This is a genomic window from Olleya aquimaris (assembly GCF_003259525.1).
Taxonomy (GTDB): Bacteria; Bacteroidota; Bacteroidia; order Flavobacteriales; family Flavobacteriaceae; genus Olleya; species Olleya aquimaris.
Genome location: NZ_QLLO01000007.1, coordinates 103,707 through 122,926, shown reverse-complemented (window position 1 = coordinate 122,926; position 19,220 = coordinate 103,707). Strand labels below are relative to the sequence as shown.

The 19,220-nt window shown below is 32.4% G+C and carries 16 protein-coding genes; 13 read left to right on the top strand and 3 right to left on the bottom strand.

All coding sequences use genetic code 11. The features are described 5' to 3' along the window. Entirely contained in the window at positions 1–360 is a 360-nt protein-coding gene (locus LY08_RS10680) for a BlaI/MecI/CopY family transcriptional regulator (protein WP_111660440.1), read from the bottom strand. Positions 361–542: 182 nt separating this feature from the next. Between LY08_RS10680 and LY08_RS10675 the strand changes: the two genes are divergently transcribed. Together LY08_RS10675 and LY08_RS10670 are read left to right on the top strand one after the other, a co-directional pair. Beyond that, on the top strand, positions 543–1,484 hold the full coding sequence (locus LY08_RS10675) for a calcium/sodium antiporter (RefSeq protein WP_111660439.1): 942 nt from the start codon (positions 543–545) through the stop codon (positions 1,482–1,484). Positions 1,485–1,527: 43 nt separating this feature from the next. Next, positions 1,528–1,902, top strand: a complete 375-nt coding sequence (locus LY08_RS10670; RefSeq protein ID WP_146603218.1) for a hypothetical protein — start codon at positions 1,528–1,530, stop codon at positions 1,900–1,902. Between the two features lie 95 nt (positions 1,903–1,997). On the opposite strand, the gene LY08_RS10665 is transcribed toward LY08_RS10670, so the two are convergent. Beyond that, positions 1,998–3,017 (bottom strand): glutamine synthetase beta-grasp domain-containing protein, encoded by a 1,020-nt coding sequence (locus LY08_RS10665; RefSeq protein WP_111660437.1) that lies wholly within the window; start codon positions 3,015–3,017, stop codon positions 1,998–2,000. A gap of 186 nt (positions 3,018–3,203) precedes the next feature. Between LY08_RS10665 and LY08_RS10660 the strand changes: the two genes are divergently transcribed. From LY08_RS10660 to LY08_RS10610, 11 genes are all read left to right on the top strand, one after another. Next, a complete protein-coding gene (locus LY08_RS10660) occupies positions 3,204–5,390 on the top strand; it encodes a glutamine synthetase III family protein (RefSeq protein ID WP_111660436.1) in 2,187 nt (728 codons plus the stop codon). A gap of 193 nt (positions 5,391–5,583) precedes the next feature. Continuing rightward, positions 5,584–6,519: a hypothetical protein gene (locus LY08_RS10655; RefSeq protein WP_111660435.1), complete on the top strand. Its 936-nt coding sequence runs from the start codon at positions 5,584–5,586 to the stop codon at positions 6,517–6,519. Between the two features lie 303 nt (positions 6,520–6,822). After that, the gene (locus LY08_RS10650) at positions 6,823–8,343 is read left to right on the top strand and encodes a hypothetical protein (RefSeq protein WP_111660434.1); all 1,521 of its coding nucleotides are present in this window, start codon (positions 6,823–6,825) and stop codon (positions 8,341–8,343) included. A gap of 305 nt (positions 8,344–8,648) precedes the next feature. Further along, the gene (locus tag LY08_RS10645) at positions 8,649–9,902 is read left to right on the top strand and encodes a hypothetical protein (RefSeq protein ID WP_158526734.1); all 1,254 of its coding nucleotides are present in this window, start codon (positions 8,649–8,651) and stop codon (positions 9,900–9,902) included. Positions 9,903–10,280: 378 nt separating this feature from the next. After that, on the top strand, positions 10,281–12,224 hold the full coding sequence (locus LY08_RS10640; protein ID WP_111660432.1) for a hypothetical protein: 1,944 nt from the start codon (positions 10,281–10,283) through the stop codon (positions 12,222–12,224). 134 nt (positions 12,225–12,358) lie between these two features. Beyond that, entirely contained in the window at positions 12,359–12,874 is a 516-nt protein-coding gene (locus tag LY08_RS10635) for a hypothetical protein (RefSeq protein ID WP_111660431.1), read from the top strand. A gap of 10 nt (positions 12,875–12,884) precedes the next feature. After that, entirely contained in the window at positions 12,885–14,081 is a 1,197-nt protein-coding gene (locus LY08_RS10630; protein ID WP_111660430.1) for a CsgE family curli-type amyloid fiber assembly protein, read from the top strand. A 10-nt stretch (positions 14,082–14,091) separates the two neighbouring features. Then, positions 14,092–14,490, top strand: a complete 399-nt coding sequence (locus tag LY08_RS10625; RefSeq protein WP_111660429.1) for a curli production assembly/transport component CsgF — start codon at positions 14,092–14,094, stop codon at positions 14,488–14,490. A gap of 17 nt (positions 14,491–14,507) precedes the next feature. Then, positions 14,508–15,995 carry a CsgG/HfaB family protein gene (locus tag LY08_RS10620; RefSeq protein ID WP_111660428.1) on the top strand — a complete coding sequence of 496 codons (1,488 nt, stop codon included), beginning with the start codon at positions 14,508–14,510 and terminating at the stop codon, positions 15,993–15,995. Between the two features lie 40 nt (positions 15,996–16,035). Further along, entirely contained in the window at positions 16,036–17,523 is a 1,488-nt protein-coding gene (locus LY08_RS10615) for a carboxypeptidase regulatory-like domain-containing protein (protein WP_111660427.1), read from the top strand. 91 nt (positions 17,524–17,614) lie between these two features. Further along, complete coding sequence (locus tag LY08_RS10610; RefSeq protein WP_111660426.1) at positions 17,615–18,793, top strand: AIR synthase related protein; 1,179 nt, start codon at positions 17,615–17,617, stop codon at positions 18,791–18,793. Between the two features lie 44 nt (positions 18,794–18,837). On the opposite strand, the gene LY08_RS10605 is transcribed toward LY08_RS10610, so the two are convergent. Beyond that, positions 18,838–19,131, bottom strand: coding sequence for a hypothetical protein (locus LY08_RS10605; RefSeq protein ID WP_111660425.1), 294 nt, complete (start codon positions 19,129–19,131; stop codon positions 18,838–18,840). Positions 19,132–19,220 lie beyond the last annotated feature (89 nt).

Below are 19,220 nucleotides of genomic sequence, written 5' to 3'. Positions count from 1 at the left end.
TTAATCTTGTTTTTCAATTAAACGAATTATCTCTTTTAGCTCGTCAACACTAATTTTTTCTTCTTTTGCAAAAAAGGACACGACGTTTTTATAAGAGCTATTAAAATAGTTGTCAATAGCAGTATTCATAAATTTTTTGCGATAGTCTTCTTTTTTAACAATAGGGTAGTAACGATGCGTTTTTCCAAAAGCTTCATAGCTAACATAACCTTTGTCTTCAAGATTTCTAATCATGGTAGACAATGTGTTGTAATGCGGTTTGTCTTCTTTTATTTCTGCCATAACATCTTTAACAAAAGCATGTTCTAGCTTCCATAAAATATGCATGATTTCTTCCTCTTTGTTTGTTAGTTTTTGCATTTTTCAGATTTATATGAATGTCTTAAACACAAACATAACTAAAAAAATAGTTATATAACTAAAAATATAGTTTTTTAACTATTTTTTTAGTTTTCTTCAAGATTGTTTCCGCATCAGCGAAAAAATGGAAATGGAGTTTATCTAATAAAAATTCTAAATGTATCTTCGCAAAAAATTAATCTATGAGTGTTGTTTTTTTAATACTAGGATTTGTGCTATTGGTAGTAGGAGGAGAGTTTTTAGTGCGGTCTTCTGTAGCCTTATCGTTTAAGCTTAACATATCTAAAATTGTAATTGGTATGACGGTTGTGTCTTTTGCAACCTCTGCACCAGAGCTTTTAGTTAGTTTACAAGCAGCGTTAAAAGGTTCTCCAGCAATTGCTATCAACAATGTGGTAGGATCTAATATTGCCAATATAGGTTTGGTGTTAGGTATAACTGCAATTGTTGGTGCAATAGCTATAGATAAGTCTTTTTATAAGTTAACTTGGCCAGTTATGATGTTGTTTTCAATAGCATTGTACTATTTTCTGTGGAATGACAATCAACTAATAGCTATTGAAGGTGCAGTGCTGTTTATAGGGTTAATTATCTTTATTATATATCTAATTAAAACTCAAAAATCTACTGACGATTTAGAAGAGGTTGATGATGCTTTGTCAGTGGTGTCCAATTTTAAAATTATAATTTGGTTATTAATCGGTGCAACTGCATTGTATTTTGGTAGTGAGTGGTTAGTTAAAGGTGCAACAGAAATTGCTACAAGTTTAGGTGTTAGCGAGGCGGTTATTGGTGTCACCATGATTGCAATTGGTACCAGTGTGCCAGAACTTGCAGCATCTGTAATTGCTGCAGCTAAAAAAGAAAAAGCAATTTCTTTAGGTAATTTAATTGGGTCTAATATTTTTAATATTGGTTCGGTTTTAGGACTGACGTCTATGATAAAAGTAATTCCAGTTACAGAACCATTAATCTTATCTCGAGATATTTTTTGGATGCTCATTTTTGCAGCATCAGTATTAGTTTTAGGATTATTACCTAAACAACACGAAATAGGTAAAATGAAAGGCTTTGGATTAGTGTTAATCTATGGGATTTTTATTTTTATAGCTTTTAAAGGGTAAAATTTTGTATCTAAAAAATAAAATTGATAACTGTTTGTAAATAATGAGAAACCTTTTACCTATAATAATCTTTCTATTGGCTTTAACAGGTAAGGCTCAAGACAAAGAATGCTTAAATTTTAAAGTTGGTAAATTTAAATATACAAACCCAGATTACTCAGATTTAATTACAATACGTAAAGACACATTACAAATAGATTATTATCCTAATTTTGGTTGGGAATTAACTAGTAAAATAAATTGGTTAAATGACTGTAAATATGAAATGATTTATATAGCAGTAAATGATTCAAAATTGGATCTTTTAATTGGGACAAAGTTTGTAATAGAAATTATGGAAATCAATAATAACAAGATATTATGCAGAACAGTATCTGAAGGTCTTACTGTAGAGCAAGAAATGATTAAAATAGAATAATTATATCTGTTATTTGAGACCTATTTATTAAATAATAAAAAAAAACGCTTTCTAATTTTAGAAAGCGTTTTTTTTTGGATTTAACTATAATTAATCTAGCTAATATTAGCAGATTTAACAGTTTTTATAATTCGTCCTGCAATTTTATATGGATCACCATTAGAAGCTGGACGACGGTCTTCTAACCAACCTTTCCATCCTTTTTCTACTGTAATAATTGGAATACGGATTGAAGCTCCTCTGTCTGAAACTCCGTAGCTAAAGTCATCTATAGATGCAGTTTCATGATCTCCTGTTAAACGTTGGTCGTTAAACTCACCGTAAACAGCAATGTGCTCTTTTACCACAGGTCTAAACGCTTCACAAATTTTTTCATAAGTTTCTTTACTTCCACATGTTCTTAAAACAGAGTTAGAGAAGTTGGCATGCATACCAGATCCATTCCAGTCCATATCTTTACCTAATGGTTTTGGGTGATATTCTATATAGTAACCATATTGTTCTGTTAATCTATCCAATAGGTATCTTGCAATCCAGATTTCGTCTCCTGCTTTTTTTGCACCTTTAGCAAATAATTGAAACTCCCATTGTCCAGAAGCAACCTCTTGATTAATACCTTCAAAATTTAAACCAGCATCAATACATAAATCTGCATGTTCTTCAACTAAATCTCTACCATGTGTATTTTTTCCACCTACAGAACAGTAATACATTCCTTGTGGCGCAGGATATCCACCAATAGGAAACCCTAAAGGTAGTTGTGTTTTGGTATCCATGATAAAATACTCTTGTTCAAATCCAAACCAGAAGTCATTATCTTCATCTTCAATAGTTGCTCTTCCGTTAGATACGTGAGGTGTTCCATCTGCATTTAAAACTTCAGTCATTACTAAATAACCATCTCTTCTTGCTGGATCTGGATAAATAGCTACTGGTTTTAAAAGACAATCTGAAGATCCACCTGACGCTTGCTTAGTTGAGCTTCCGTCAAAAGACCAAATTGGACAATCTTCTAATTTTCCACTAAAATCATTCTCAACTTTAGTTTTACTTCTCATGTTTTGTGTTGGATAGTAACCATCCAGCCAGATGTACTCTAATTTAGATTTACTCATGATAAAAATTCGTTTTGGTATTAATTTCAGCAAATATAGAATAATTTTAAAATCACCCATAAAAAAACAAGGGTCTAAAATGTATTTTTATTAAAACATTGTTAATAACCCTGTTTTTTTTAGGGTATAACATTTTAGGTATATAAAAATTTGTAATTTCGTAAAATAATAAATTAAAAAGAAGATATGTCAACATTAAGATTTCATGCAATCAAAGAATCATTAAAACACAAACCCTTAGTAATTAAAGAGAAGCAGCGTCGCTCTGAGATTTTTGGGTCCAATGTATTTGGAGAGGCAATTATGCGTCAATATCTAACAAAAGAGGCGCTTGCAGGTGTTATGGACGCCATTCAATATGGAAAAAAAATAGATCGTGTTATAGCAGATCATATTTCTACAGGAATGAAAGAGTGGGCAATTTCTAAAGGAGCTACTCACTATACGCATTGGTTTCAACCATTAACAGGTGCTACCGCAGAAAAACACGATGCATTTTTTGAAACTATAGGTAATGGTCTGGCAATTGAAAAATTTGGTGGTGGACAATTGGTTCAGCAAGAACCTGATGCATCAAGTTTTCCAAATGGTGGAATTAGAAACACCTTTGAAGCAAGAGGATATACCGCTTGGGATCCAACGTCTCCAGCCTTTATTTATGGTACTACCTTATGTATACCAACTGTATTTGTAGCTTATACAGGCGAAGCTTTAGATTACAAAACTCCTTTGTTAAGAGCATTACAAGCTGTAGATAGTGCAGCAGTTGCAGTCTGTAAATATTTTGATAAAAATGTCAAAAAAGTAAATGCATCCTTAGGTTGGGAGCAAGAATATTTTTTAATAGATCGTGATTTAGCCATGTCAAGACCTGATATAGTACAAACGGGTCGTACATTGTTAGGTCATTCTCCTGCTAAGGGTCAGCAATTAGATGATCATTACTTTGGTACCATTCCTAATCGTGCCATGTCTTTTATGCGTGATTTAGAAACCGAATGCATGTTACTAGGTATTCCTGTAAAGACTAGGCATAACGAAGTAGCTCCAAATCAATTTGAATTAGCGCCAATTTACGAAGAAGCTAATTTAGCAGTAGACCACAACTCTCTATTAATGGATGTGATGGATAAAATTGCAGACCGACACAATTTTAAAGTCTTATTTCACGAAAAACCTTTTGCTGGAGTTAATGGGTCTGGAAAACATAACAATTGGAGTTTAAGTACAGATACTGGAGTTAATTTATTAAGTCCAGGAAAAACACCTATGAGCAACCTTCAGTTTTTAACGTTTTTTATTAATACTATAAAAGCGGTTCATGAAAATGAAGAATTACTACGTGCATCCATAGCATCTGCAAGTAATGATCACAGATTAGGTGCAAATGAAGCGCCTCCAGCGATTATATCTGTATTTATCGGAGCGCAATTAACAGCGACATTAAACGAATTAGAAAATGTAACCAATGGTAAGTTATCTCCAGAAGAGAAGACAGACCTTAAACTTAACGTCGTTGGTAAAATACCTGACGTGTTATTGGATAATACAGACAGAAATCGTACGTCTCCTTTTGCTTTTACAGGGAATAAATTTGAATTTAGAGCAGTAGGTTCTACAGCAAATTGTGCCAATCCAATGACGGTTTTAAATGCTATTGTTGCTAAACAGCTTATAGATTTTAAAGCAGAAGTAGATACGTTAATAGATAAAAAGAGCATGAAAAAAGACGATGCTGTCTTTAATGTGTTAAGAGAATATATTAAACAATCTAAAGCTATATTATTTGAAGGTAATGGTTATGGAGAAGCTTGGGAGAAAGAAGCTAAAAAGCGTGGGTTAAGTAATAATAAAACCACTCCGGAAGCATTGCAAGCTAGAGTCTCTAAAAAAACATTACAATTGTTTGAGGAACTAGGTGTAATGAATACCGTAGAAGCTGAAGCACGATATGAAATTGAAATAGAAGAATACACTATGCGTATTCAAATAGAAGGACGTGTTTTAGGTGATATCGCTCGAAACCACATTGTACCTACAGCGGTAAGATATCAAAACCTATTAATTGATAACGTTAAAGGGTTAAAAGACATTTATGGTGACGACTTTAAAAAATTAGCCCAAGAGCAACTAAATTTAATAGAGGAAATCTCAGGTCATATAGCTAACATTAATTCTAATGTTACAAAAATGACCGAAGCGCGTAAAAAAGCTAACTCTATTAAAGACGAAACTAAAAAAGCAATAGACTACTGTCATAAAGTTAAACCAATATTTGATGATATTAGATACCATTGCGATAAGTTAGAATTGTTGGTGGATGACGAGTTGTGGCCACTCACAAAATATAGAGAGTTATTATTTACTAAATAATAATGAATTACTATTTTATGAAAGCCTTTCTAAATACGAAAGGCTTTTTTTATGTTATTTTGTTTGTAAGTTTTACATTACAACGATTAAATTGTAAGCTTGTCGAAAAAATAGTCTCGTTCTTCAAAAGCACTTTTTTGCTATGAATATTTGACTTAGATTTATAGTGCTATTAATCAATATATATTTAAACATGAAAAAACTTTTTTTCAGCGCAGCTGCGCTAATGTGTGGAACACTATTGTTTGCACAATCCAATGTCAGTGATGTAGACCAATCTGGTACTTCCAACGATGCTGATGTTTTCCAACAAGGAGCTGGTAACGATTCTGATGTCGATCAGTATGGTGCTGTTCCAACAAATCCCAACAGTGGTGAGCTTAATGATGCAGATGTGTATCAATTAGGAGATTTAAACGAAGCTACAGTCAAGCAAGCTGGAGACCGAAACCTTGGTGATATCTATCAAGAAGGTAACCGTAACAGAGCGAGTATTGATCAAGGGGTTAATTTTGCAGAAGATAACATTGCTTATGCAAACCAATTAGGAAATCGTAACAGATCTAATCAAATCCAAAGATTTGATAATAACTTTGCAGATACAGATCAAGACGGAAACAGAAACAGAGGGAGACAATACCAAAGTTCTGGTCCTAATCAATCTGCAGGTAACGATGCTTACTTGACACAGTTAGGTAACAGAAACTATTCTAATCAAGACCAAGTTGGTAACGACAACTTTACAGATGTAAACCAAACTGGAAATGATAACGAATCTAGAGTGTTTCAAGTAGGAATTAACAACTCATCTAATGTAGATCAGTTAGGTAATTTAAACGAGTCTTACGTGTCGCAAACAGGAGATGATAATGTAGATGATACAGATCAAACTGGAGATAGTAACTATGCTTCAACTATTCAAGACGGAAACTTAAACGATTCTACAACTTTACAATTAGGAAATTCTAATAGTAGTATGGTTGATCAAAATGGATTTTCTCATTTAAGTAATGTGTTTCAAGATGGTGACTTAAATATGAGCACGGTTAATCAAACAGGTAATACCCATGTTAGTGATGTAGATCAAATAGGTAATTCTAATTCATCTATTGTTACACAAAACGATTAATTATTAAAATTTATTTTTTAAAAAGACTCAATATTTTGAGTCTTTTTTTTATGTTTTATTTTTCTGAAAATTTTAATTTTTTAGAGTAATAGGTGCTATTTGTACGTATAAGTACGTATATAATTATTTGATTTTCAGAAGATTAATCGAAGTCTTTTTCCTACTAAAAATTGTTACTCATCTAATTTATTTTTCATTTTAACGAAAAAACACAATAATTATGTAGGTATAAGGATGACAATATGTTGTAGTCCAAATTAATAAAGTACCTTTGAGAAGCTATTAATCAATATATATTTAATTATGAAAAAACTATTTTTCAGCGCAGCTGCGCTAATGTGTGGAACACTAATGTTTGCACAATCCAACAACAGTGATGTCGATCAAGTAGGAAGCGGAAATGCTTCTGTAGTATCGCAAACTGGAATGACCAACAACTCAGATGTAGACCAAGTAGGCGATACCAATGACTCAGATGTCATGCAAGATGGTGTGTCTAACGACTCTGACGTAGATCAACTAGGTAACGATAACGAAGGTGATGTTATCCAATTAGGAGATAATAACCAATCAGATATCCATCAAGGTTTTGGTGGTGGTGCATCTGTTAATGACAACAATACCGCATCTGTAACGCAAACAGGTAATAGTAACACAGGGCACATTGACCAATATGGTGATACTGATGGTTCTGATAATAACTTTTCTGCGATTAACCAAACTGGTAATGGTAATGTTGCTTTCAACTATCAAAATGGAGATCAAAACAGTTCTACTCAAGATCAAAATGGAAACTCAAATTATAGTTTAGTCTCCCAATTAGGTGATAGTAATATCTCTGATGAGGATCAAACTGGAGATGGTAATTTTAGTGATACTGACCAATGGGGTGATATGAACTATTCTCAAATGACACAGAGTGGGGACGATAATGATAGTAGAGTATTACAAAGCGGAGATTCTAATTACTCTGATGTATTTCAAAATGGTAATTTAAATGATAGTGATGTTGAACAATATGGAAACTCAAATTATTCTGATGTCGATCAATGGGGTAATGAAAACGTGAGTACTTCTGTTCAAACAGGAGATTTTAATATTCAATACACCCATCAGGGAGTTTATGGAGACAGAAACAATTCTGCTACTATCCAAACAGGAAACAATAATTATGCTCACACAGATCAGTATGGCCTTTATATTGGAGGAGGAAGTAACGATAGTCAATCTACTATTACACAAGTAGGTGACAATAATAATGCTTTTACCGTGCAACAAGGAGATTTTAATGGGTCTAATGTTTGGCAATATGGTAATACTAATGATAGTGACGTAATACAAACAGGAGATGGTAACTTTTCTTATAATTATCAAGGAGCTCCTTTTGATGCTATAACTGCTTCAAGTGATAATAATATAAGTAGCGTTACACAAACTGGAAATAACAACTGGAATGGTACAGATCAATATACTCCTGTTGGAGATGGCTCTGACTTTAACTATAGTGCAGTAACACAAACAGGAGACAATAACTATAGCTTTACTGCACAATTTGATGATAATCATACCTCTACTGTAGATCAATTAGGTGATGATAACCATAGTGAAGTGCGTCAACATGGTGACGCTAACTCTTCTATAGTATTATCTACAGGTGACTTTAACATTAGTGATGTTAACCAATCTGGTTTAATGCATACTAGTACTGTTAATCAGTTAGGAGATATGAATAACTCGGATGTTGACCAAACTGGTACAACACATTCAAGTTCTGTAGATCAAATAGGAGACTCTAATTCGTCTACTGTAATCCAGAATGACTAATTATTAGTAGTAACTAAAATCTATTAAACTAAAAAGGCTTGATTGAAAAATCAAGCCTTTTTTTTCTTTTTGCTGACGTGTTTTTCATAATTAGTACGTATAACTACGTACATAAAACACTTAAAATCAATTAGTTGCACATTATTTTAAGAGCGTTTATTCCTACAGTAAAATGTATTTTACCCTGAAAAAATTTCTGTTTATCGAAAATTACCTTGTGTATAATAAATTTTAAGACCCTAAAGTGGATAGGTAACTTTTAAGTTCTTAAATTTATAATGCTATTAATCAATATATATTTAATTATGAAAAAATTATTCTTCAGCGCAGCTGCGCTAATGTGTGGAACACTTATGTTTGCACAATCAAACAACAGTGATGTGGATCAAGTAGGAAGCGGAAACGCTTCTATAGTATCACAAACTGGAATGACCAATAACTCAGACGTCGATCAATGGGGAGACTTAAACTCTGCAGATGTCATGCAGGATGGAGTTTCTAATGGCTCTGATGTTGACTCATTAGGGGATGGTAATGACGCTAATGCGTCTCAAACAGGAGATAATAACTACTCAGCTATTCATCAAGGTTTTGGTACTGGAGCAGGTGCTAACGATGGTAACTCAGGGTCTATTACTCAAAATGGTAACTCAAATGGTGGTCATATTGACCAATATGGAGATACTGATGGATCTGACAACAACAGTTCTGCTATCAATCAAACAGGAGATTGGAATAATGCTTACAACAGTCAAATTGGTGATTTTAATGGATCAACTCAAGATCAGAATGGAATGTTAAATACTTCATGGGTTTTTCAAACTGGTGACGGTAATTATTCTGACGAAGATCAAATAGGGGATAGTAACTTTTCAATTACAGACCAATTTGGTGACTTTAACAGTTCTACAATGTTTCAGCAAGGAGACTCAAATTTTTCTGATGTAGATCAAAATGGTGACTCAAATATTTCACAAGTAGCTCAGGGAGGGTTTTATTATACAACTATTGGCGACAATAACGTTTCTACTGTTACTCAAAGTGGTAATGGTAATTTTTCTAATGTTGGTCAATGGATAGATAGTAATGTATCTGATGTGGACCAAATAGGAGATAATAATGCGAATTTTGTTTTTCAATATGGAAACGATAACGATTCAAACGTCGATCAAATAGGAGATGGAAACTCTTCTTATGTAGCACAAGGATATACAGGTGATGATAACACAAGTACGGTGTTGCAAACTGGTGATGGTAACAGTTCTCAAGTCAATCAATATTATAATTCAGACGATAATAATTCTGATGTCAATCAATTAGGAGATTCTAATTCTAGTATCGTTTGGCAACATGATGGGGCTTTAAATGATTCTGATGTCGATCAATTGGGTGATGGTAACACTTCTTTTGTTGATCAAGGAGGGATGTCTCATATGAGTACTGTTTTACAAGATGGTGACTTAAATACAAGTTCTGTGATGCAATCAGGTAACATGCATACAAGTACTGTAGATCAAATTGGTAATGGTAACGGTTCTTCTGTGACTCAAAATGATTAATCATGTTATAAAGTTTAATCTTACTAAATATTCAAAAGGGTTCAGATTTTAACTGAACCCTTTTTTAATGTATATAGTTTAAAATATGCCTACAAATCAATTGAATTAATACTAAATACTAGAGCGTAGGTTCAATGTTAATTTATTACATCTAATATGTACGTATTTCTACGTAGTTACTAGTGTTTTTAAGGGTTTTGCCTATTTTTAGTAAAAATTATTATGTAGGAAAACACTTATTGTTTTGTGCGTTTTATCGTATAAATAAGAATAGTCAACGAAAATAGTGTTAAAAACAGATGTTTTTTTAAATAACAAATTTTTCGAGCTAATAATTTCTGTATCTTTGAGAAGCTATTAATCAATATATATTTAAACATGAAAAAATTATTCTTCAGCGCAGCTGCGCTTATGTGTGGAACACTAATGTTTGCACAATCCAACAACAGTGATGTCGATCAAGTAGGAAGCGGAAATGCTTCTGTAGTATCACAAACTGGAATGACCAACAACTCAGATGTCGACCAAGTAGGCGATACCAATGATTCTGACGTAATGCAGAATGGTGTGTCTAACGACTCTGATGTAGACCAATTAGGTAACGATAACGAAGGTGATGTTATCCAATTAGGTGACAATAACGAAGCAGATATCCATCAAGGTTTTGGTGGTGGTGCATCAGTTAATGACAACAACACTGCGTCTGTTTCTCAAGACGGAAATAACAACACAGGACACATCGACCAGTATGGAGATACTGATGGTTCTGATGATAATACTTCCTCTATCGATCAAACAGGTGACAACAACTATGCTTACAACAGTCAAAATGGTGATTTTAATGGATCAACACAAGACCAAGTTGGTATGTCTAATACTTCATGGGTTTTTCAATCTGGTGATAGTAACTCTTCTGATGTAGATCAAATAGGTGATAGTAACTTTAGCTGGACAAATCAGGTTGGAGATAATAATACTAGTAGAGTTAACTCTGTAGGTGATGATAACGATGCTGATGTTTTACAGTCAGGGGATGGTAACTGGTCTTATGTAAGACAACAAGGATTTGGTCTAAGAAACAGAAATGATGGTGACGTTTCTCAAATAGGAGACAACAACTATAACTATAATTGGCAAGATGGAGATGATAATATCTCTGATGTAGACCAAACTGGAGATTCTAACTATGTTTATTCAGACCAGTGGGGTAATTTCAATAATTCAGATATTGACCAAGATGGTGACAATAACGATGCAATTGTATATCAGGGATATAATGGTCATGAAAACATAAGTGTTGTGGATCAAGATGGTGACAATAACTATTCTTATGTTCGTCAAGATACTAATGGAGCAACTGGAGTAGGTAATAACTCTTCTGTGACTCAAACTGGTGATGATAATGATTCAAACGTACGTCAAGACGGTGAGTCTAACATTAGTGATGTAGATCAAACAGGAGACATGAATATGTCAGATGTTGACCAAGACGGTGATATGAATGATTCTGATGTTGATCAATTAGGTGATATGAATGACGCTACTGTTGACCAAGATGGTAATGTTAATGCAGCTGAAATAGACCAACAGGGTGATAGTAACCTAAGTTCTATATCTCAGTCAGGAGATAATAACTATGGTATTAATCAACAATATGGAAACTCTAACATGTCTGATATTGATCAAACTGGAAATAGCAACACTGCTGGAGTAGGACAATATGGTGACATGAACCAGAGTGACGTTGACCAAGTAGGAGACTTTAATTATGGATTAACAATTCAACAAGGTGATTCTAACTACTCTACTCAAAATCAAGTTGGTAATGCAAATACTGCATCAACTTATCAAATTGGAGACAGTAATATTTCTTACGTAGACCAAATTGGAAACAATAATGGTTCATTTGTATGGCAGCAGGGTACTGGTAACAGTTCTGATGTTGACCAAAATGGTAATGGTAATGGTAGTAATGTTACACAAACTGGAGATGCTAACTTATCTGTAGTAACGCAAGATGGTACAGGCCACCAAAGTCAAGTAACTTCTACAGGTGATAATAATCAATCTTATGTTGACCAAGACGGTATGGCTAACAATAGTTCTGTATCTCAAATGGGAGACTTACATTTATCTACTGTAACTCAAAATGGTATGTTAAACAACAGTATTGTTGACCAAGATGGGTTTATGCATGATAGTTCTGTTAACCAACAAGGGGACTTTAACATGAGCACTGTAGACCAAAATGGAACTACGCATACAAGTACTGTAGACCAAATTGGTAATAGTAACTCGTCTTCTGTAACTCAAAATGACTAAGCAGAAGCTTTTATAAAATAGAATTATTTTATTAAAATAATTATAAGGTATAAGAGCATTAATTTGCTCTTATACTTTTTATAACAGATATATTTTATAACTTACACATAATTATATCTATAACACTTAAGACTATGAAAACTTTATTTAAATGTTTAATAGTGATTTCAATACTAGTTTCAAGTAGTACAATTACAGCTCAAACTTTTGAAGCTGGAAATGATACTTCAGATATTTCTGGTTTTGATACGCAGTCTTCCCAAGAAAATTTCTTATTAAATCAAAGTGCAACATCAACCACTGTTAGTACTACAGATAATGCTATTTATATAGCGCAAATAGGTGATAATAACAATTTAATAAGCACAACAACTTCTAGAGAGAGTACTGTTACAGTACTGCAAAATGGAGATGATAATTTAACTGTATTAGACATTAACAGTACTACCTTAAAAGAAACAGTTATACAAAATGGAGATAATAATACGTTTTTAGATTATAGCCCATTTAAATCAAATCTTAGAAATGCAACTATTAATCAAACAGGTAACAATCAAAATTTAACCATGTTTGGATCTAATTCTTTATCAGAAAAAATAAAAATTTCTATGCAAGGACAAGATCAATCTATAATTATTAGAAATTTTTAACAATACTATTATGGTTTTGTGTGTAAACCAAAAAACAATAATATCTGTTGTTATTCTTCTCTTTACAATAACTGTTCAGGCACAACTATACAATACAGAAGTTGAGGCCAAACTTAACATCAATCAGGACAACGATAATATTAATATTAAAGGCATAGCCATTAATAAAACTCAAAACACTAAAAACTTGAGTTATAAATTGTCTGTCTTTAAAACAGATGAACATAAAAACAAATCTAAAAACGAACAAAGCGGTCAGTTTACTTTAGATTCCAACCAACAAAAAGACTTATCAACCACCTCAATCAATTTTGATCAGAAAACAAAAGTGATTATTCTACTTTTACTTTATGATGCAAATGAAAATATAATAGGAAAAGACCGAGTAGTACTTAATGACGATGGTCAGAATAACATCAATAAAGTAGAAGTACTAAAAGATATTGCTGCTAAAGTTGAAGATGTTTCCATAAAAATAAATGCGCAAGCAATAAACAATGAGGTTGAAGCAGAAATACAAACAGACAATCAAAACGATTTTACAACCATAAAAGGAACTGCCTTTAACAAAACAGAAATTACTAAAAGCCTTATTTATAAATTAGTGTTGTTTAATAAAGATGAAAGTTTAAATAACATTGAAGAATTAACAAACGAACGGTTTATTTTAAATGCTAATCAAAAAACGGATTTATCTTCAATAACATTTAAGTTAAATGACAATGAAAAGAAAATAGCGGTATTATTAATCTATGATTTAGATAATAATATTGTTGGACAGGATAGAGTAGTTTTTAATGAGGATTTAAAAGAAGAAGAAGCCAAAAAGCAACGAATATTAGAAAAATTAAAGCAAGAGCAAGAACTTTCTAAAGACATAAACACTCAAAAAAGAGATGGTTTAGAACTTAAAGGAATTGTTGTAGAAGACACTAAAACAAAACCTGGAAGAGATTTTTACAAATTGTTTTACTCATTATACACTCAAAATAACATTAACGGTAATCAAGTAGTTACCATAAAAGAAATTTTAGCAATTGGTAGAAACACGAAAATAGAAGTTATAGTTGGAGATGATAAGATTTTTTCGTTTTTTGTAAGACCTAGTACAGAGTATTTAACCAAAATGAATGATTATGCCATAATTAATGTGTATAAACATTTTAAAAAACTAGAGAAAGAATCTAAAACAATTAAACGCTATTAATTATTTAGTCATGAAAAAACTATTAACATTTATAATATTCTTAGCTGGATATTTTTGTATTGGACAGCAATTAACTTACAAGCCTATCAATCCTGCTTTTGGAGGAGATACTTTTAACTATCAATGGTTACTAAGTTCTGCAAATGCACAAAACTCGTTTACAGATCCTAGTGCCGATTTAGGTAATGACGAAAGCTCTTTAGAAGCTTTTGCAGAAAATTTAAACAGACAAATTTTAAGTCAATTGTCAAGATCTTTATTTCAAACACAATTAGGCGATGGGTTACAAGAAGGAAACTTTAGTTTTGGTAGCTTAGCTTTAGAGATTTATGACTCTGCAGAAGGACTAGTCATTAATATTCTGGATACAGATACAGGAGAACAAACACAAATTATAGTCCCTAACTAATCACTTAACTTCACATCATGCTAAATTTTAGACCTGCTATTGCAGTCATATTATTTTTAATTTTAACCGGTTGTGGTGCATTTTTTAATCAACCTTACAAACAAGAAAGGGCAAGGATTGGAGAAACTACTCCTGTTACTAGTAAACTAACAGAATTCCCGTTACCTCAAGAACCAGTTGTAGCTGGTGTATACAATTTTAAGGATCAAACTGGGCAATACAAAGCTGTAGAAAACGGTAGCACCTTTAGTACAGCAGTATCACAAGGTGGAACAACCATGCTAATTAAAGCATTAGAAGATTCTAAATGGTTTACTGTAATAGAGAGAGAAAACCTTGGTAACCTTTTAAACGAAAGAAATATCATTCGTTCTACAAGAGACGAATACAGAAAAAACCAAAATCCAAACGAGCCTAATTTACCACCACTATTATACGCGGGAGTTTTACTAGAAGGTGGAATAATATCTTATGATACAAACATTATAACAGGCGGAGCAGGTGCAAGATATTTAGGTATTGGTAGTTCTACACAATACAGACAAGACAGAATTACAGTATATCTTAGAGCAGTATCTACGTCAAGCGGAAAAATTTTAAAAACCGTTTACATCTCAAAAACAATTTTATCTCAAGCAGTATCCGCTAACTTATTTAAATATGTAAAATACCAACGCTTACTTGAAACTGAAATAGGTTTTACAAAAAACGAACCAGTACAGTTAGCCATGAAAGAAGCTATAGAAAAAGCTGTGGAAGCTTTAATTATAGAAGGTATAAAAGACAAATTGTGGTTGCCAAGACTAAGTGAAGAGTCTACTGCACAGCTTATTGAAGATTTTGATGCAGAAAAAGATGAAGCAATATCAACGGAGTTATACGAGCGTTTTTTAACAGAACGTCGTGGTGATTATGCAATCACTGGTGCATTAGGAGGTACATTAATTAACGGAGATTTACCAGACCCTCAACCAGAACTCAACACTAAAATAGGACTTAAACGCTCTCTAAACCCCTATTTGAGTTTAGATTTTACTTACAACAAATATAATCTAGAAAATAAAGAAATTTTAAATGAAGGCTTTATGTCTTTTGATTTAAATATAGAATACAAAGTATTGCCTTACGATAATTTTACACCCTATCTATTTGCAGGTGTTGGGACTAATGCATCTAACTATTTTAAAGCTGTAGACCCTAAAATACAAGCAGGATTTGGTTTAGAATATTTAATACATGACAACTTAGGCGTATATCTTTACGGAGAGCATAACCTAGCCTTTACAGATGAATTAGATGGTGTGGTTGCTGGTAGTGTAGACGATATGTTTTATAGATTTGGTTTAGGAGTTAATTATTACCTGTCCAAACCTCCAACCAAATTTAACCAAAGAAAAGAACTTGAAAAACTTAAAAAAGCCGAGTTAAAAGCTCAAAAACTTGAAAATAGAAGGTTAATGCAGGAGAAAAAAAGAGCAGAACGTCAAAACAAAAAAAATAATTAATCTGTTAAATTTTAATTTAACATTTAAATAATTGAAACAGATGAAAATACTATCAAAATATATAAGCCTAATTGTTATTATTACTTTGCTAATTAGTTGTAGTGAAGACAAGATAACACTAAGCGGAACAGGAACAATTACAGGAAAAGTAGTATCTAAAGGAGATAATATACCTCTAGAAAATACAAGAGTTTCAACTAACCCAAGTTCTAGTATCGTTTTTACTGATGCTTCAGGAAATTTTGTAATTAATGATGTACCTGTTAGAAGCTATTCTGTACAAGCACAAAAGGAAGGGTTTTTAACAGAATTTGAACCTGCAACAGTTACAGACGATAATACCGTAAATGTAATTTTTGAATTAGATATAGAAACTGCAAATAATAATGCACCAGATGCACCAATCTTAGTTAGTCCTGAAAACAATGCTGTAAATCAGCCTATAACTGTAGATTTAGTTTGGACAGGTTCCGATCCAGAAGACGATGATTTGATTTACGAAATCCAAATTTTTAACGATCAAAATACAGATGTATTAACGTATACAGATGTAACAGATACCACCTTAACGGTTTCAGGGTTAGATTATAATACTAAATATTTCTGGCAAGTTTCTGCTTCAGATAATATAAACGATCCTATTTTAAGCGAAACATTTAATTTTAAAACCTTAGAATTTCCAGATAACAGGCATTTTTTCACCAGGAAAATAAATGGAAATAATGTTATTTTTTCTGTAGATGATGCTGGTATCGAGTATCAGTTAACGTCTGCAAGCAATAATAGCTGGAGACCTAGAAAAGCCAGTAATATTAATAAATTAGCTTTTTTAAGATCTAATGGTGGACAAGTTCATATTTATACTATGGATTTAAATGGATCTAACATTATGCAAATTACTAATACAGTATCTGTTAATGGATTTAATTTAGAAGAGTTAGATTTTGAATGGAAAAGTAATAATACTAAGCTAGTGTATCCAAACTTTGATAAATTATACGAAATCAATAGTAATGGTTCTGGTTTAAATTTAGTGCATCAAACCTTAAATGGTAATTTTATTACAGAGGTTGATTGGTGTCAATTAACACAACGTTTAGCAGTTAAAACTAATAATTCTGTTGGGTATAATGTAGAAATCTATACCATGACTAATTCTGGTGGCATTGTAGATTATATACTTCAAGGTGTTCCTGGTGCAGCAGGTGGTTTAGATTATACTTTTGATGGCTCTAAATTATTATACACGTATGATGTGTCTGGTAATCAAAATGCAGAATACAGACAACTAGATTCGCATATGTTTATTTATGATATAAATACAATGGTAGTAACAGATATATCTACATCTAAGCCAGCAGGTACTAACGATTTAGATCCAAAATTTTCTCCTAATGAAGCAGAAATTATTTTTGTAAACACCTCTAATGATGGTGTCTCGCAGCAAAATTTGGTTAAAGTAGAAATTGCTTCTGTAAGTAATAGAACATTATTTTTAGAAAACGGAAAAATGCCAGATTGGAAGTAATTCACACATTCATATCAATTTAATTATAAAAGCACACATATTATTTGTGTGCTTTTTATTTATAAATATCTTTGTAGCTTAACAACACACAATGAGTTCCGAAATTTCAAAACGCTATAGCCAAAGAGGTGTTTCTGCCTCTAAAGAAGACGTACACAACGCTATTAAAAATATAGACAAAGGTCTGTTTCCTAAAGCGTTTTGTAAAATAGTACCAGACTACCTTACTAACCATGAAGATTATTGTTTGATTATGCACGCAGATGGTGCAGGAACAAAATCGTCTTTAGCGTATATGTATTGGAAAGAAACTGGTGATATTTCCGTTTGGAAAGGAATTGCTCAAGACGCCCTAATCATGAATATTGATGATTTGTTATGTGTTGGTGCAACAGATAACATCATGTTATCTTCTACAATTGGAAGAAATAAAAACTTAATTCCTGGCGAAGTCATTTCTGCAATCATTAATGGTACAGAAGAGCTGATTGAAGATTTAAAATCTTTTGGTGTTACCATACATTCAACTGGTGGCGAGACTGCAGATGTTGGAGATTTAGTTAGAACTATCATTGTTGATTCTACAGTAACTGCAAGGATAAAAAGAAGTGAAGTTATAGACAACGCAAATATTAAAGCAGGAGATGTCATAGTAGGATTAGAAAGCTTTGGTCAAGCTACTTATGAGAAAGAATATAATGGCGGAATGGGAAGTAACGGATTAACCTCTGCACGACATGATGTATTTAGCAAGTATTTAGCTAAAAAATATCCAGAAAGTTTTGATGCGTCTGTCCCTGAGGATTTAGTGTATTCTGGTCAAGTTAAACTAACAGATGCTGTTACAGATTCGCCTATAGATGCTGGTAAACTAGTGTTGTCACCAACACGTACCTATGCACCTATTATAAAAGCTATATTAGCTAAATATAATAAACAGGACATCCATGGAATGGTGCATTGTAGTGGAGGTGCACAAACAAAAATTCTTCATTTTATAGATAATTTACATATTGTTAAAGACAATATGTTTTCAATTCCACCTCTGTTTAAATTAATACAAGAACAATCTAAAACAGATTGGAAAGAAATGTATCAAGTTTTTAATTGTGGACACAGAATGGAATTATATGTGTCTCCAGAAATTGCAGAAGATATTATTTCAATATCAAAATCTTTTAATGTCAATGCTCAAATTATTGGTCGTGTTGAAGCTTCAGAAGAAAAAAAACTGACTATTAAAAGTGAGTTTGGAACGTTTGAATATTAGGCTGAGTGTCGCATAGAATTGAATTTAAAAACATCAATTTGAAGCTATATAAATTCGTTTATTACACTTAAAAATCCAATAGTTATAATAGCATCAATTAGGTATAAAACACTAAATAATTTTAAATCAGAGATTCCTAATTTTTTATAAAAACTTAGTTTTTGTTTTGCTTCAGCTTCGCTAACCAAATAAAACAATAAAGCTACCAAAAACAGTTTGGTAATCAATGCCAAAATCAGGGTTGAACTTCCGGTAATTAATAACAAAATATTAATTCCTAAAGACCATAATGCAAAAGTGCGGTAGTAAAATAGTATAGCGAATAACTGACTTAGCATGATATTTTAACGCCAAAATCACGCTATTATTTTAATTTTAAGCAAACAAGGTTTAAGTATTGCAAATCCATAAATTATCGTATTTTTGT